13 protein-coding genes are annotated in these 15,558 nt (G+C 66.0%); all 13 read right to left on the minus strand.

Annotated elements, in window-relative coordinates:
• Window positions 1–9 precede the first annotated feature (9 nt).
• Complete coding sequence (locus ACR65N_RS02885) at window positions 10–1,419, minus strand: sensor histidine kinase (RefSeq protein WP_440455654.1); 1,410 nt, start codon at window positions 1,417–1,419, stop codon at window positions 10–12.
• A 7-nt stretch (window positions 1,420–1,426) separates the two neighbouring features.
• Window positions 1,427–2,116 (minus strand): response regulator transcription factor, encoded by a 690-nt coding sequence (locus tag ACR65N_RS02890; RefSeq protein ID WP_440456108.1) that lies wholly within the window; start codon window positions 2,114–2,116, stop codon window positions 1,427–1,429.
• A 147-nt stretch (window positions 2,117–2,263) separates the two neighbouring features.
• A complete protein-coding gene (locus ACR65N_RS02895) occupies window positions 2,264–3,835 on the minus strand; it encodes a Do family serine endopeptidase (protein WP_430305457.1) in 1,572 nt (523 codons plus the stop codon).
• Window positions 3,836–4,017: 182 nt separating this feature from the next.
• A complete protein-coding gene (locus tag ACR65N_RS02900) occupies window positions 4,018–4,491 on the minus strand; it encodes a cytochrome c-type biogenesis protein (RefSeq protein WP_440455655.1) in 474 nt (157 codons plus the stop codon).
• Window positions 4,488–6,476, minus strand: coding sequence for a heme lyase CcmF/NrfE family subunit (locus ACR65N_RS02905; RefSeq protein ID WP_440455656.1), 1,989 nt, complete (start codon window positions 6,474–6,476; stop codon window positions 4,488–4,490). Before ACR65N_RS02905 ends, ACR65N_RS02900 begins: the two co-directional genes overlap by 4 nt.
• Entirely contained in the window at window positions 6,473–6,922 is a 450-nt protein-coding gene (gene ccmE, locus ACR65N_RS02910) for a cytochrome c maturation protein CcmE (protein WP_440455657.1), read from the minus strand. Before ccmE ends, ACR65N_RS02905 begins: the two co-directional genes overlap by 4 nt.
• Window positions 6,919–8,049 carry a c-type cytochrome biogenesis protein CcmI gene (gene ccmI, locus ACR65N_RS02915; RefSeq protein ID WP_440455658.1) on the minus strand — a complete coding sequence of 377 codons (1,131 nt, stop codon included), beginning with the start codon at window positions 8,047–8,049 and terminating at the stop codon, window positions 6,919–6,921. The genes ccmE and ccmI overlap by 4 nt, the downstream gene beginning before the upstream one ends.
• Before the next feature lie 184 nt (window positions 8,050–8,233).
• Window positions 8,234–8,662 carry an RT0821/Lpp0805 family surface protein gene (locus ACR65N_RS02920; RefSeq protein WP_440455659.1) on the minus strand — a complete coding sequence of 143 codons (429 nt, stop codon included), beginning with the start codon at window positions 8,660–8,662 and terminating at the stop codon, window positions 8,234–8,236.
• Window positions 8,663–8,833: 171 nt separating this feature from the next.
• A complete protein-coding gene (locus ACR65N_RS02925) occupies window positions 8,834–10,231 on the minus strand; it encodes a sensor histidine kinase (protein ID WP_440455660.1) in 1,398 nt (465 codons plus the stop codon).
• Complete coding sequence (locus ACR65N_RS02930) at window positions 10,221–10,892, minus strand: response regulator transcription factor (RefSeq protein WP_430305464.1); 672 nt, start codon at window positions 10,890–10,892, stop codon at window positions 10,221–10,223. Before ACR65N_RS02930 ends, ACR65N_RS02925 begins: the two co-directional genes overlap by 11 nt.
• A gap of 46 nt (window positions 10,893–10,938) precedes the next feature.
• Complete coding sequence (locus ACR65N_RS02935) at window positions 10,939–11,193, minus strand: hypothetical protein (RefSeq protein ID WP_430305465.1); 255 nt, start codon at window positions 11,191–11,193, stop codon at window positions 10,939–10,941.
• A gap of 127 nt (window positions 11,194–11,320) precedes the next feature.
• Window positions 11,321–11,536, minus strand: coding sequence for a hypothetical protein (locus tag ACR65N_RS02940; RefSeq protein WP_440455661.1), 216 nt, complete (start codon window positions 11,534–11,536; stop codon window positions 11,321–11,323).
• On the minus strand, window positions 11,533–15,345 hold the full coding sequence (locus ACR65N_RS02945; RefSeq protein ID WP_440455662.1) for a baseplate multidomain protein megatron: 3,813 nt from the start codon (window positions 15,343–15,345) through the stop codon (window positions 11,533–11,535). The genes ACR65N_RS02940 and ACR65N_RS02945 overlap by 4 nt, the downstream gene beginning before the upstream one ends.
• Window positions 15,346–15,558: the final 213 nt, after the last annotated feature.

The following is a 15,558-nucleotide window of genomic DNA, read 5'->3' on the forward strand; positions in this document are numbered from 1 at the left end:
TAGGGTGTTTCAGGCCTTTTGAACAGGAAAGACCAGCGTCACCGTCAGCCCCGGCGTCGCCGCCGCGTCACCGTTGGTGGACGACAGCTGCAACTGCCCACCGTGAAGCTCCATCACCGCCTCGACCAAGGAGAGGCCAAGCCCCGTGCCGGGCTTGGAGCGGCTCTCGTCTAGCCGCACGAAGCGCTTCACCACCTCGCTGCGCTTGTCTGCAGGAATGCCCGGGCCGTTGTCGGCCACAGACAGATGCGTGCCGCCGGCACCACGGCGAAGCGTCAGGCGGATCGGCTTGTCGCCGTCGCTCTCTGCCGCGTACTTGATCGCATTGTCGAGGAGGTTGAAGATCGCCTGACCGATCAGCTCGCGATTGCCCTGCACCATCAGTCCCGGCTCGATCTCGGTCACCAGGGAAAGGCCCGCCTCTTCCGCCGCCGGTTCGTAGAGCTCTGCGCTGTCGGCGGAAATCGCCGAGAGATCGACCGGGCTCATTTCGGCGGCGATCGAGCCCGCCTCCACCCGTGAAATCATCAGCAGCGCGTTGAAGGTGCGGATCAACTGGTCTGACTCGCCGATGATGCCTTCCAGCGCGGCCCGTCGCGCGTCCGGTGCCTCCTCTTCCAGGGCGTCAGCTGCCTTGTTGCGGAGCCGGGTGAGCGGCGTCTTCAGGTCGTGGGCGATGTTGTCGGACACCTGCCGCAGTCCCTCGTTCAGCTTTTCGATTCGCTCCAGCATCGCGTTCAGGTTTTCCGACAGCCGGTCGAACTCATCGCCTGAGACCCCGACGGGCAAACGCTGCGAGAGATCCCCCGCCATGATCTTGGTGCTCGCCGCCGACATCCGGTCGATGCGCTTCAGCGCATTGCGGCCGATGCCGAACCAGATCACCAGGGCGCCCAGCCCCATGATCGCGAGCGCCACCATCAGCGCCCGCCGGACGATGCCGCGGAAGCGGCCCGGCTCGCCCAGATCGCGGCCGACCATCACCCGCAGGCCGTTGTCGAGGAAGAAGACGTTGGCAGTTGCCATATGCGGGCGCGGCGGACCCGTCTCCGTGAACGGCTCGTAGCTGAACGGCATGCGCGTCCAGCCCTCGCGGTCGAGCACGCCGGGTTCGACCGAGGCGACATTGCCGGCCAGCATCTCGCCGGTCGTTCCGGCAATGACGTAGAGATTGGCGCCGGGCTGGCGCGCGCGTCGCTCCATCACCCGCAGCAGCAGGTTCATCCCGCCACGATCGTAGGCGCCGCGCACCTCGGCGGTCTCCTGGTTCAGTGCCTCGCGCACTTGCTGTGCCAGGAGCCGCTCGGACATCGCCGTCACGTAGACGACGAGGAAGGCGGCGCAAATGGCAAACAGCACGATGTAAAGCGCCGAAAGCCGGACGGTCGTGGAGCGGAACAGCAGACGCAGACGGCTCATCGAGCGGTCATCCCTCGTCCTTGATCATGTAGCCGGCACCGCGGATCGTCTTCAGCAACGGCTTTGGAAAATCCTTCTCGATCTTCGAGCGCAGGCGCGAGACGTGCACGTCGATGACGTTGGTCTGCGGGTCGAAGTGGTAGTCCCAGACGTTCTCGAGCAGCATGGTGCGGGTCACGACCTGGCCGGCGTTCTTCATCAGGTATTCGAGCAGCCGGAACTCGCGCGGCTGCAGCAGGATCTCCTTGCCGCCGCGACGCACCTCGTGTGACAGCCGGTCCAGTTCCAGGTCGCCGACGCGGTAGATCATCTCCTGCTCGGGGCTGCCCTTGCGCCTGCCCAGAACCTCGACGCGCGCCAGAAGCTCGCTGAAGGCGTAGGGCTTGGGCAGGTAGTCGTCGCCGCCGGCGCGCAGGCCCGCCACCCGATCGTCCACCTGGCCGAGCGCAGAAAGGATCAGCACCGGCGTGTTGATGCCGCGTTTGCGCAGCTCGCTGATCACGGAAATGCCGTCGCGGCGCGGCAGCATCCGGTCGATCACCATCACGTCGTAGGTGTTCTCCGACCCCATGAACAGGCCGCTGTCGCCGTCGCTCGCGTGGTCGGCAACGATGCCCGCCTCGCGAAAGGCCTTGGTCATGTAGGCCGCAGCCTCCAGGTCGTCTTCGATCACCAGTATCTTCATGTGCGTGACCATAGCGTCCCGCTGTTGCCCGTTGAAGGTGGATTCTGCGGAGCCGTCGATTTCAGTTGTCTCGGTGCGCATGCGTTCAAGCCTCCTTGAATGAAAAAGGGCGCCGGACTGTTGTCAGCCCGGCGCGCCGCAATCGATCAGGCGACGCGATCAGCCTTCGTTGATCGGCAGGGCCAGGAAGCGGCTGCCCGCCTGCGATTCGATCTGGAAGAGCGCCCGCGTGCGGCCGTCCTTGCGAGCGGCATCGATCGCTTTGCTGATGTCTGCGGCGGAGGCGACGGTCTGGTTGTTCACCGAGGTGATCTTTTCGCCTTCACGCAGGCCCTTGGCTGCAGCTTCGGAGTCCGGATCGACATCGGTGACCGACACGCCCGAACCATCTTCAGCCGGAGCAACGGTGATGCCGAGGCTGGCAAGTGCCTTTTCGCTCGACGGCTGCTGCTCTTCCTCGGCCGGTGTGCTTTCAGCCTTGGCGGCTTCGTCGCTGGCGAGGTTGCCAAGCGTGACCGGAACCGTCTGCGCCTTGCCGTCGCGCCAGATCGCGACATCGACCTTCTTGTTCGGACCGATGGCGGCAACCTTCTTGGCCAGCTCGCGGGCATCCTTGATCGGGTCGCCATTGACGGCGGTGATCACGTCACCCTGCTTGATGCCGGCCTTGGCACCCGGGGAGTTGTCCTGCGGGGCAACGACGAGCGCGCCCTTGGCTTCCGACAGGCCGAGCGATTCGGCGATGTCCTGGGTCACCGGCTGGATCTGCACGCCAAGCCAGCCGCGTTCGACCTTGCCGTCCTTCATCAGGTCGTCGATGACGTCCCTGGCGGTCGAGGCCGGGATAGCGAAGGCGATACCGACATTGCCGCCGGACGGCGAGAAGATCGCCGTGTTGATGCCGACCACTTCGCCCGAGAGGTTGAAGGTCGGGCCACCGGAGTTGCCGCGGTTGACGGCAGCATCCACCTGGATGAAGTCGTCGTATGGACCGGAGCCGATGTCGCGGCCGCGGGCCGATACGATGCCGGCGGTGACGGTGCCGCCGAGGCCGAAGGGGTTGCCGACAGCGACGACCCAGTCGCCGACGCGGGTCTTGGAGTCGTCGGCAAACTTGACGTAGGTGAACTGGCGCTTGGTATCGACCTTCAGCAATGCGAGGTCGGTGCGGCTGTCCTTGCCGACAAGCTTGGCGTCAAGCTCGGTGCCGTCGTTCATCACCACCGTGTAGGCGGATCCGTCGGAAACGACGTGGTTGTTGGTGACCACATAGCCGTCTTCGGTGATGAAGAAGCCGGAACCCTGTGCCACCGGACGCATGGCGTGCGGGCGGTTCGGGTTGCCGCGCTGCGCCTGATCCTTGTTGCGGCTGCCGGGGCCCTGGGTGCCAGGTGCCTGGTTGCCGCCGAATTCGCGGAAGAAACGCTTCAGCGGATGGTCGTCCGGCAGGTCGTCGAAACCGCGGCCGCCGAAGTTGAACGAGAAGCCGTTGCCGCTCTCGTCGGCAACCGGCGTCGCATCAGACTTGACGCGGACCGAAACGACGGCCGGCGACACGGCGGAAACGACGTCGGCGAAGCTCGGGGCCTGCGGGGCGGTGACGGTGACCGGCTCGGCAAACGACTGATAGACCTGCGCTGGGATGCCGGTCGAGAGCATGACTGCCGCGAGGCCAGCGACGGTCGTGCCCTTCAGAACTGTTTTCAGTGAGGGGCGTCCGATCTTGCTCATGGAATGCTACCTTCTTTTCACGTGTTCAGACTGGAGTGCCGGTCTGCCGGCTGCGGTGGATGACGAAGATATAGGATCCGCCACCTTAACTGCACGTGTCCGGGGTGTGAAAAGTTGGTAATGTTGAGGCCGACCTCATGCCTCCCGCGCTGCGCTGTTGCACTCTGCGTTGGCTATGATCGCTACGGGCGGTCGTCGGTCAGCAGCGCATCGAGCCTCGCCTGCTCCTCGGCCGTCAGCCGAAGCTCCGGCTGGTCCGGGCGGCGCCGACGCAGAAACACCACTACGGCGATCCCGCCAATCACCAGCAGCAGGCCGGGTGCGGCCCAGAGCGCCATCGTCTTGCTGCTCACCCGCGGGTTCAGCAGCACGAACTCGCCGTAGCGGGAAACGATGTAGTCGATCACTTGGCTGTCGCTGTCGCCGCCGGCGATCCGCTCGCGCACAAGCACGCGAAGGTCGCGCGCCAGCTCGGCGTTGGAATCGTCGATCGACTGGTTCTGGCAGACCATGCAGCGGAGTTGGCCCGACAGATGCCGCGCCCGCTGCTCAAGCGCCGGGTCGCGCAGTACCTCGTCCGGATTGACGGCAAGCGCCGGCCAGGTCACCAGCGCCAGCATGAGCACCAGCAGGGTCCTGGCGAGGCTCCGGCTCATTCGGCCGGCTCCATCGCCGCGCGGGCGGGCTTTGCCTGCCGGCGTGGCGCACCGACGCGCAAACGCCTGTCAGAGAGGGACACGAGGCCGCCGAATGTCATGATCAGCGCCCCGCCCCAGATGCACAGGATCCACGGCTTCCACCAGATGCGCACGACGATGCCGCCATCGGTCATCGGATCGCCCAGCGAGACATAAAGCTGGCTCAGCCCGAAGGTCAGGATGCCGGCCTCCGTCGTCGGCATGCGGCGGGCGGCATAGATGCGCTTCGATGACCAGACGTCAGCGACAGCGATCCCGCCGCGGCTGATGGTGAAATGGCCGCGCTCCTCGGTGAAATTGGGGCCGATCGCCTCGCGCATGCCGTCGAAGACCAGCGAATAGCCGCCGGCCTGCGCCGTCTGGCCCTGTTTCATCTCGACCACCGTCTCCGACTGGAAGGTCGTCACGGCAACGATCCCGAGCACCGTCACGCCAAGGCCGAAATGCGCAAGGGCCGCACCGAAAGCCGAGCGCGGCAGACCCTTGAGGCGGGCGAAAGCGATCGACGGAGCCGCCTTGGCGAAACCGGCGCGGTAGAAGAGGTCGGTTAGCGCGCCGAACATCAGGAAGAAACCGAGCCCAAGGCCGAGCGCCGCCATCACCGGGCCACCGCTCTCCAGGTAGAACAGGACAAAGCCGGCCACCAGCGCCAGTCCTGCGGCAACATAAAGCCGCTGCAGGGCGCCCAGCAGATCGCCGCGCTTCCAGGCGAGCAGAGGCCCGAACGGCACCGCCATCAGCAGCGGGATCATCAAGAGGCCGAAGGTGAGATTGAAGAACGGCGCGCCGACGGAGATCTTTTCGCCGGTCAGCGTTTCCAGCACCAGCGGATAGAGCGTGCCGATGAGGACTGTTGCCGCCGACACCGTCAGGATCAGGTTGTTCAGCACAAGAGCCCCCTCGCGGGAGATCGGCGCGAACAGGCCGCCGCTCTTCAGGTTGGGAGCCCGCCAGGCAAACAGGGCAAAGGCGCCGCCGACGAAGATCGTCAGGATGGTGAGGATGAAGATGCCGCGCGTCGGATCGGTGGCAAAGGCATGCACCGAGGTCAGCACGCCGGAGCGCACCAGGAAGGTGCCGAGCAGCGACAGCGAGAAGGTCATGATCGCCAGCAGCACGGTCCAGATCTTCAGCGCCTCGCGCTTTTCCATCACCAGCGCCGAATGCAGGAGCGCGGTGCCGGCAAGCCACGGCATGAAGGAGGCATTCTCGACCGGATCCCAGAACCACCAGCCGCCCCAGCCGAGCTCGTAGTATGCCCAGTAGGAGCCCATGGCGATGCCGGAGGTGAGGAAGGTCCAGGCGGCAAGCGTCCACGGCCGGACCCAGCGGGCCCAGGCGGCATCGATGCGGCCCTCCATCAGCGCCGCAATGGCGAACGAGAAGCACACCGAAAACCCGACATAGCCAAGATAGAGGAGCGGCGGGTGGATCGCGAGGCCGGGATCCTGCAGCACCGGGTTAAGGTCCTGACCTTCGGCTGGCGCCGGGTCGAGCCGGATGAACGGATTGGAGGTCAGCAGGATGAACATCAGGAAGGCCGAGGAGATCCACGCCTGCACCGACAGCACGTTAGCCCGCAGCGTGTCGGGAAGGTTGCGGCCGAAGATCGCCACCATGGCGCTGAACAGCGTCAGTATCAGCAGCCAGAGCAGCATCGAGCCTTCGTGATTTCCCCAGACGCCGGACAGCTTGTAGACCAGCGGCATCAGCGAATGGGAGTTTTCCCAGACGTTGCGGACGGAGAAGTCTGAGCCCGCGTAGGCCCAGGTCAGCACGCAGAACGACAATGCGACGAGGCCGAACAGCGTCAGCGTCCCGACCGGTGCGAGCGCCATCAGCGCCGCATCCTTGCGCCGCGCCCCGACCGCCGGCAGCACCGACAGGATGATCGCCGTCGCCAGCGCCAGCACGAGTGCGTAATGGCCGATCTCGATGATCATTGCGTCGCCCCCTTGCCGTCGTTCCAGACGCCGCTCTTCTTCAACCCGTCCGCCACCTCCTTCGGCATGTAGGTCTCGTCGTGCTTGGCAAGCACCGAATCGGCGACGAAGGCGTGCGTCGCGTCGAAGGCGCCCTCGGTCACCACGCCCTGCCCCTCGCGGAACAGGTCGGGCAGGATGCCGACGTAGCGGACCGGTACCGTGTCATGCCCGTCGGTCACCGTAAAGCGGACCTGCGAGCCTTCGCTGCGGACGACGGAGCCTTCCGCCACCAGTCCGCCGAGGCGGATGCGGGTTCCGGGCGCCAGTTCCGCCTTGGCGAGATCGCCGGGCATGTAGAAATAGGCGATCGACTGGCTGAAGGCGAACATCACCAGCAGCACCGCGGCAAGAATGAAGCCGACGCCGCCGGCGATCACGGTCAGCCGTTTCTGCTTGCGGGTCATGGCGTTGCTCCCTCAGGCTTCACGTCGATCTCGCGTGCCAGCGCCAGCAGTCGCCTGCCCGCCTCGCTGTCGGCCGGAAAGGTCTTCAGCCCGGTCTGCAGCGCCTGGCCGGCCTTGTCGTCCTCACCCATCACCTTGTACGAGCGGACCAGTCGCAGCCATCCCTCGATGCTGTTGGGATCATCCTGAAGCTTGGCGGCCAGACTGTCGACCATGCTGCGGATCATCTGCTGCCGGTCGGCCGGCGCCAGGTCCCTGGCTGCGGCAACCGCGTCGGCGTCGGGATTTCCGGGCACGTTGGCAGCGGCCGCCCTCCCGCCGTTCTTGGCAATGTGTTCATCGACCAGCGACGCCCAGGTGGCGCCGGGCGGGGTATCCCTGGCGATCGCCTCGAAGGCATCGCGGGCCTCGGCAGCCTTGCCCGCCTGTTCCAGGCTCAGGGCCAGATAGAAGCGCGTGCGAAAATTCGGCTTGTCCAGCGCCGCGGCACGCTCGAACGCATGACGCGCATCTTCGACCACGACGCCGTCATTGGCCGCCACCAGCGTCTCGCCAAGACCTGCCAGCCGCGCCGGCGTCTCGCCAAGGATGCGGATCGAATTGCGATAGGCAAGTTCCGCGTCGGCGAGCCGCATGCTGCGGAAATAGATCGGCGCCAGCAGATCCCATCCGGCACCGTCCTGCGGGTTCTGCGCCAGGTGGCGTTCCGCCTTGGCAACCAGCAGCGACAGGTTGTTGCCGGGATTGGCGAGACGCGCCTCCAGTGGCTGCGCCGGAAGACCCGGGCTGCCGAGCAGGATGTAGAGACAGAGCCCGATGGCCGGCACGCCGACGAGGATCAGCGACGTCGACAGGCGGTGGCTGCGATTGGATTGATCGGGGGACGGGGGACGGGTCTGGGTGACGGAGAGCAGACGCCGGCCGATCTCGGCGCGGGCGTAGTCCGCCTCCTCTGCGCCGATCAGCCCTTGCGCCATGTCGCGATCGACCTCGCGCAGCTGGTCGCGGTAGACGGCCGTCTCGTCCTCACGGTCGGAAATGGCCACGGGAGACGCCTTCATCAGCGGCGCCATGAGAAGCGCTGCGACCACGGCCGTCAGACATGCGAGAACGATCCAGAGAACCATGCAGGCCCAATTACTTCAAGCAGGCCGACAATCCAATCGAAAGCCGGCCGATGACACGAATTTGAGGCGTTTCGCCGCAAGCAACCGGGGCGACCTATCGGCGCGTCGGTCAACCGACGCCTTGATCTGCGTCAAGCCCGACGCCCCGCCTGGACCGAGGTCTGGCGAGTCCGCGCTTGTGGGTTTACGTCAGCGGCGTCCAGGTCCCGTCCGGATTACGGCAAGCGGCGCCACGCGCCTTGACCTCCTTGCCGGACGCCGACAGCGTGTGCCGGTACTGGCGGCAGTTCTGCGAGCCAACCTGATAGGGTGCGGCGGCAACCACCTCGCCCTTGGCGCCCCGCCCCGCCCAGACCACCGGCTGTCCGACCGCTGCACCTTCCAGCGCGCGGTATTCGGCTTCCAGCGCCCGCTGGCGATCGGCGGTGCTGATCTCGATCCCGGAGCTGCCGACGATGCCGCCCTGCAGCGCTGCGATGAACGGCGTGCCGTTGGAGGTTTTCCCGGACAGGAGTGCCGTGGACTGGCTGCCCCCTCCGGTCGTCGAGCAGGCGGTCAGCGCGCCGAGGATCATCACCGGCAGGACAGCAAGTCTGGCAAAGCAAAAACGCATTCGTCTCCAACCATCGTCATGAACCGCGCCATCTTCGGCGCATCGGAGCGAGCAGTCGCCCGATCGGCATGTCTGATCTATTATCGTTTTCAGCCGCAAGGTCGAGACCTGATCCACGCGCCGTCGATCGTTCGCGTTGCAAGTGTCGCATAAGCGACACGCCGTGAACTCTCAGGCGACCTCCTTGGTGACCCCCGGCAGCGTCAGTGCTGCGCGCAGGCCGCCGCGTCCGCCGCGCGTCAGTTCCAGTCTGCCCTGGTATTCCCGGGTAATCTCGCCGACGATCGACAGGCCGAGCCCGGTTCCCGGCTTGCTCTCGTCCAGCCGCCGGCCGCGCTTCAGCGCTTCCTTGATCTCCGCCGGCTCCAGCCCCGCCCCGTCGTCTTCCACGACGATCTCGATCCAGTTGCGGCGGATGGCTTCCGGACCTTCCGGTGCAACGGCCGGCAACACCTCGATCCACACTGACTGGGTGGCGTGGCGTGCGGCATTTTCCAGAAGATTGCCGACCGTCTCCTCGACGTCCTGCTGCTCCATCGCAAGCGCCAGCCCGGCCGTCGGCGCGCTCAGCACGAAGGTCTTGTCCGGGTTGAGCCGGCGCATCACCCGCACCAGCCGCTCGAGCACCGGCTCGGTCTCGGTACGCGCCAGCAGCGATTCCCGCTGCGCGGCGATGCGGGCGCGGTTGAGGTAGGATTGCACCTGCGCCTGCATGGCTTCCGCCTGGCTGCGCACCAGTTCGCCATGCGGCTTGTCGAGCAGCCGCGATTCGTTCAGCAGTACGGCGATCGGCGTCTTCAGCGAATGCGCCAGGTTACCGACCTGCATCCGCGCCCGTTCGACGATGCGCCGGTTGCTCTCGATCAGCGCATTCATCTCGACGGTCAGCGACTGGACTTCGCGCGGGAACTGGCCCTCGAGACGTTCCGCCTCGCCACGCCTGACGCGTTCCAGCGCCCGTCGCGCCTCGTCCAGTGGACGCAGTCCGAAAAGGATCGCCAGACCGTTGACGAACAGGCTCAGCACGCCGAACACGACCAGCGCGATGTAGAGGTTGCGGGTGAACGAGCTGACATCGTCGACCACGACGCTGAGGTTGCCCGAGACGCGGAACCGCGCCGCCCGCCCTTCGCTGTCCAGCACCACTTCGGTCTCGGCGACCAGCACATCGTTGCCGAACGCGTCGCTGGCCGAATAGAAGCGCTCGTAGCGGTTGTTGAAGGGGGCGGCGAGGATCGACGGCACGGCGATGTTCGAGACGCCCAGCGATGACGACGACAGCGGGGTCGCAGCGAACGTGCCGAGCGGCTCGACGATCCAGTACCACCCGGTCTCCGGCTGCGAGAAGCGCAGGTCGCCGAGCTGCGGGTTGCCCTGCAGGCTGTTGTCGTCGCCGATGGTGATCGAGTTGATGACGTTGTAGAGCTGCGCCCGCAGGAGGTCCGTGAAGGCGCGCTCGGCCGATTTCGTGTAAAGCGCCGAGATCACCACCGCGATCACCACCAGTGCCAGCCCCGACCAGGCGGTCGCCAGCAGCAGAACGCGGGCGGTGACCGATCTAAAGTACATCGGAGGGCGCTTGCATCCGGTAGCCGAGGCCACGCACGGTTTCGATCAGGTCGACACCGATCTTCTTGCGCAGCCGGCCGACGAACACCTCGATGGTGTTGGAATCGCGGTCGAAATCCTGATCGTACATGTGCTCGATCAGTTCGGTCCTGGAGACCACCTCGCCCATATGGTGCATCAGATAGGAAAGCAGCCGGAACTCATGCGAGGTCAGCTTCAGCGTCATGCCGTTGACCGTCGCCTTGGAGGCCTTGGTGTCGAGGCGGATCGGGCCGCAGATGAGTTCGGACGAGGAGTGGCCGGCGGCCCGGCGGATCAGCGCCCGCACCCGCGCCAGTACCTCTTCCACATGGAAGGGCTTGGCAACGTAGTCGTCGGCACCGGCATCGATGCCGGCAACCTTGTCGCTCCAGCGGTCGCGGGCCGTCAGCATCAGGACCGGCATGCCCTTGCCCTGCTCGCGCCATTTCTCGACGACGGTGATGCCGTCCATTTCCGGCAGGCCGATGTCGAGGATGACGGCGTCATAAGGCTCCGTCTCGCCGAGATAATGGCCCTCTTCGCCGTCGAACGCCTGGTCGACGACGTAGCCGGCCTCCTTCAATGCATCGGTCAGCTGGCGGTTGAGGTTCTCGTCATCTTCGACCACAAGAATGCGCATGGGTGCCCTTCGAAACGGATTACCGGGTTTGGTTGACCCGCTTCTACTACATCGGCACGCGGACCGTCACCTTGCGCGGACGTTCTCCGCTTCCCTGCACGAGAACGGTGACAATGCAGGTACGCCCGTCGTTCGACGGCTGGGCCGACAGAAGCTGGCCGCCCGTGTCCCTGACCACCTTCGTTGCGGCATCACCGCAATCGCTGGCAACCAGAAGCAGATAATCACGAGCGAAGGCCTCGGCGGTCGCGAGGCTGAACAGTGCCGCAGCGACAATCGCGATCATCCGTTTTGATGCCATAATTACAACTTCCGCTCGCGATGAGGATCGGGTTTCTGACCGAACCATTGTAGGAATTATGTAGCGAACAGCTTCTGAATGGCAAATGAATGCGTCGTTCACCCCGTTCACGCTGACGTCAGGGACGTCAGCGCCCGCGAATGCTGGCCGTTGCCGCAAGCCTGCCGTAAATGGCGAGGATGCCGCCGACGACGCCCGCGAGATTGATCGCAGCGTCGATCATGGCGGCCTGGTCGGCCAGCGAAATCTCGGTGCCGGCCGCCTTCATCAGGGCGGCAGCGATCGCCACCAGCCCGCCCCATACGGTCTTCGACTGATACCAGTCCTTGGTCGTTTCCATCATGCATCTCCTTCAAGTTTGGGAACAAGATCGGCCATCGCGGCGATGCCGAGCGGGACCGCCCGGCCAAGCTGGCGCAGGCGGATCTGGAAACCGGCCTGCAGCGTGCCGAAATCGGCAAGTTCCAGCGCCTGTGGATAATCAAAGGCCGGGGCCGTCACCTCCACCCGCCGGAGCGTGGTGGCTGCCGTCATGATTTCGAGCGCGTAACGCTCCTCCGGCTCGTCCGGCGGAATATCGGTCGCAGCCCAGTCGTCGGCACCGACGCGTCCGCGCCGTATCCAGGTGAACCGGACGTGGTCCGGGCCGCGGCGGGCGCGAAGATGGACCGGCGCCAGCGGCGTCTCCGCCCGCACCCCACCGGCTAGCACGTAGGGGCCGGCACGGCCTGCGGAGCTGCCCACTGGCTCGACCAGCCAGTTGAGCGCCATGCTGCGTTCCTCCGGCAGAAGGCCGATGGGCACCACCGCCGCATCGAGGAAAACGACCGGCGCACCGTGTGTCGCCCCGGCAGCCATGGCGTCTTCCGTGCCGGCGAGCCCGCGCAGCAGCCGGCTCACCCGCCAGCGGTTCGGGGCGATTTCGGTCGCGTTGCAGAAGCCGATGATCTCGAAGCTGCCGTTGCCGGACAGCACCGCCAGCCGGTTGGCGCCGCCGAGCACCGCTGCCTCTGCCGCAGACGACAGGCTTCCCGAAACAAGATCCACGACGATCTCGCCGCTCCGGTCGAACCGGCCGACAATGCCCGCCGAAATCGCAGCAGCAAGACGTCCGATCGTTGCCGGCCGCTCGATCACCGCTCTCGTGCGGAAACCTTCACCGATCGCCGAGCTGGACAGCAGCATGCGCCGGAATGGACGGCAGAAGGCGGCGATCCGCGCAAAGCTTGAGGCATCGCTTCCATCCAGGCGCGGCAGATCGAGAAACTGAACGAGCGGCGAGAAGGACGACGATGCAGTGGCCGCCACGGTCCGCTCAGCCGCGCCGGGCACCGCCGTAATTGGAGCCGCCGGTTCGTGACGACGCGCCTCGATGCGCCGCACATCGCCTTCCTCGATCCGAGTGACGACATAAACGCCATCCGGCCCGTCAACGACGCGGATTGCGTCGCCGGGCATGACCGAGACGTCGGTCGGCGACAGCGGCAGGGTCAATGTTCGGCGCGATACATGATTGTCGCGCAGCAGCGCTTCGGCTGTCCCTTGCGCCGCATCCTCGTAGAGCACGCCGGCGATATCGGCCTGGATGATCCGCTGGCTGGCGCCGCCGATCCGACGGGAGCGAACGCTCGCCTGCTCGTAGTCGAGCCCGGAGTTTGAAAAACTTGCCACCGCCTCGGCGGCAAAATCGCTGTCGTGGCCGCGCGTCTCGCTCCAGGCCGGTTCGTCCGGGCGCTCTGCCAGCACGTCGATCGCCCGGGGCGGCAGGCTCACCTTCGTCCGGCTGCGGAAACGCAGGGTCCCGCGGTCTTCGATGACATCGAGCAGGAATGTCTGCACCAGCGGTTCGATCAGCGCGCGCGCCGATCCGACATCCGCCTTGATATAGCCGATGAGGTCGCCCGCCACTTCCGAGACATCGTAATCGTCGAACCCATGCTCGGTCAGGATCGCAGCGATCGCGTCGGCAAGCGTCGTTGCGCCAAGCCGCCCGGTCAGCCAGTGACCGGTGCGCCAGTTCTCACCGTCGCTCCAGATGGAGAGGTCGTTGGGGAAGACCGGATACGGACGCGAATCCCAGGTCCACAGGAAGATCCGGTCCGTGTCCAGCATGGCGGCCGATGCTGCGCTGGCATTCCACCAGTCGAGATGCGCTTCCAGGAACCGCCGCTGCATGCTGTCGCTGCGCCCGCCGCTCGAAAAATACGGTCTTGCGCTCTCGGACGACTTCGGGTCGACGAAGACGTTCGGCTGGTTGGCCCCCTTGTCGATCGTCGGGCAGCCGAGTTCGGTGAACCAGATCGGCTTCGAGCCCGGGATCCAGCCGGTCGGCGTCGATCTTTCCGACCCACCCACCCGGTCGAAGTGCGGGTTGCTCCACCAGTTCCGGATGTCCTTGTAGCGGAACACCCACGGCTTGCCGGCCAGTCCGTCGGTGATCGGCGAACGGTTGCGCGCCGCCCGGTCGGCGTCGCTTGCATAATACCAGTCGTAGCCCTCGCCGCGGCCGACCGCCGCCATCAGCGCCGCCGGATCCTCGGCAAGCCGCGCATCGTCCGGATTGGGCTTCCCCAGATCCTCGTCACGCCAGTCCGACAGGGGCATGTAGTTGTCGATGCCCACTGCATCGATCGCCGGCGAGGCCCAGAGCGGATCGAGATTAAAGTAGACGTCGCCCGATCCGTCCTGCGGCTGATAGCCGAAGTACTCAGTCCAGTCGGCGCCGTAGGTGAGCCGGGTCGCGGGCCCCAGCAGTGCCCGCAGGTCGGCGGCCAGCCGCACGAGTTCGGCAACGAATGGGAACCCGTCGTCGGGTCCACGCACGCGCGTCAGCCCACGCAACTCGGAGCCGATGATGAAGCCGTCGACGCCGCCTGCTTCGGCCGCAAGCGCCGCATAGTGCAGCACGAGCCTGCGATAACCCTCCGCGCCGTTGCAGAAGTTGTCGACTTCGGCCGCCGCTGCGGCGCTGCGATCCGGAGATCCGGAATGCCCCGGCGCCGGATGGCAGGTGATCCGCCCGCGCCAGGGATAGGGTGCCTGCGCCGCACCGCCATAGGGGTCCGGCAGCGTGTTGCCGGCCGGCACGTCCATCATGACGAACGGGTAGAGGAAGATCTTGATGCCGCGGGCCTTCAGGTCGGCGATCGCCTGCAGCACGCTCGCATCTCCCGGTGTTCCGCCATAGGCGGGGCCGGTGCCGTTGCGGCTCACCAGATGGGCGTCGCCGCGCTCAATGCCGGCGACCTGCCACGGCTGGCTCTCGCCGTCGCGGCCGGAGACTTCGACGCCGGGAACGATGCGGCAGTGTCCGGCCCTGAGGTCGGTGCCGAACCAGCTGACCACCAGCGCCACCGCGTCGAGGTTCGGGCAGAGCGCCTGCAACTCGTCGAGCGATGCCTGCCAGTCGGTTGCGGCAGTCAGGATGTTGCGGTTGAGGATCCGGGCGCTGCCCTCGCCAGTCTGCTCCGTCACCTGTACGGTGGCATAGCCATGCTCGGTCGAGCCGGGGATCAGCGTCACGGCCCGAACCTGCCGCTCAAGCCGGCCGACCGGCCGCACCACCTCGAACTGCAGGAGCGGTATCCGGTTGCCGAAATCGTTGATCGGCAGCCGCTCGAAAACCACGTAGGCGAGGCCGCGATAGGCAGGCGCATGGCCCGCACCCTGCTTCGCCTCGATCAGCGGATCGGCAAGCTGGTTTTCGGTGCCGCGATAGACTCGCATCTCGATCGTCGTCAGGTCGAGTTCCCGGCCATCCGCCCAGACGCGCCGCACGAGCGCGATCTCGCCTTCGCAGAGGCCGACCGCGAGATTGGCGTAGTAGCTGAAGGTCTCCACCCGCTTGCCGCTCGTTGCCTTGCCGCCCTGCCGTTCGCTCGTCACCTCTTCCTCGAAGCGCGTCGCCCAGATCAGCGTCCCGCCGATGCGGGCCGTGCCGTAGAGGCGCGTGATCGGAGTGCCTTCGTCGGCACCCGGAATGCGGGCCGTTGCCAGTCGCGGGCCGGTAACCGTCGAAGATCCGCCGCCGATCAGCGCACGGTCGACGGCCGCACCGGCAAGTCCACCGACCGCCCGTCCGAGGATCGCACCGAACGGACCGAATGCGGAGCCGAGGGCTGCCCCCGCCGCCTGAAACAGGATGGTCGCCATGGGAGCTCCGCCACGCATGGAGATGCGCGTTAAAAGTGTGCTAGCGTGTGAAGATGTTCGCGGCAGAAGCAGTACGCGTCAGACCAGCAACGCGCCGGTGAGGACTGGCCGCACCGGCTCAGGCAAGGGCCTTGCTGTCGAACATGGAGGTTTTGCTATGAGGCTCATGCCGATTGGCATTACGTTTATCTTGAGGATGACCCGGACGGGCTG

Source organism: Rhizobium sp. SAFR-030 (assembly GCF_059415005.1).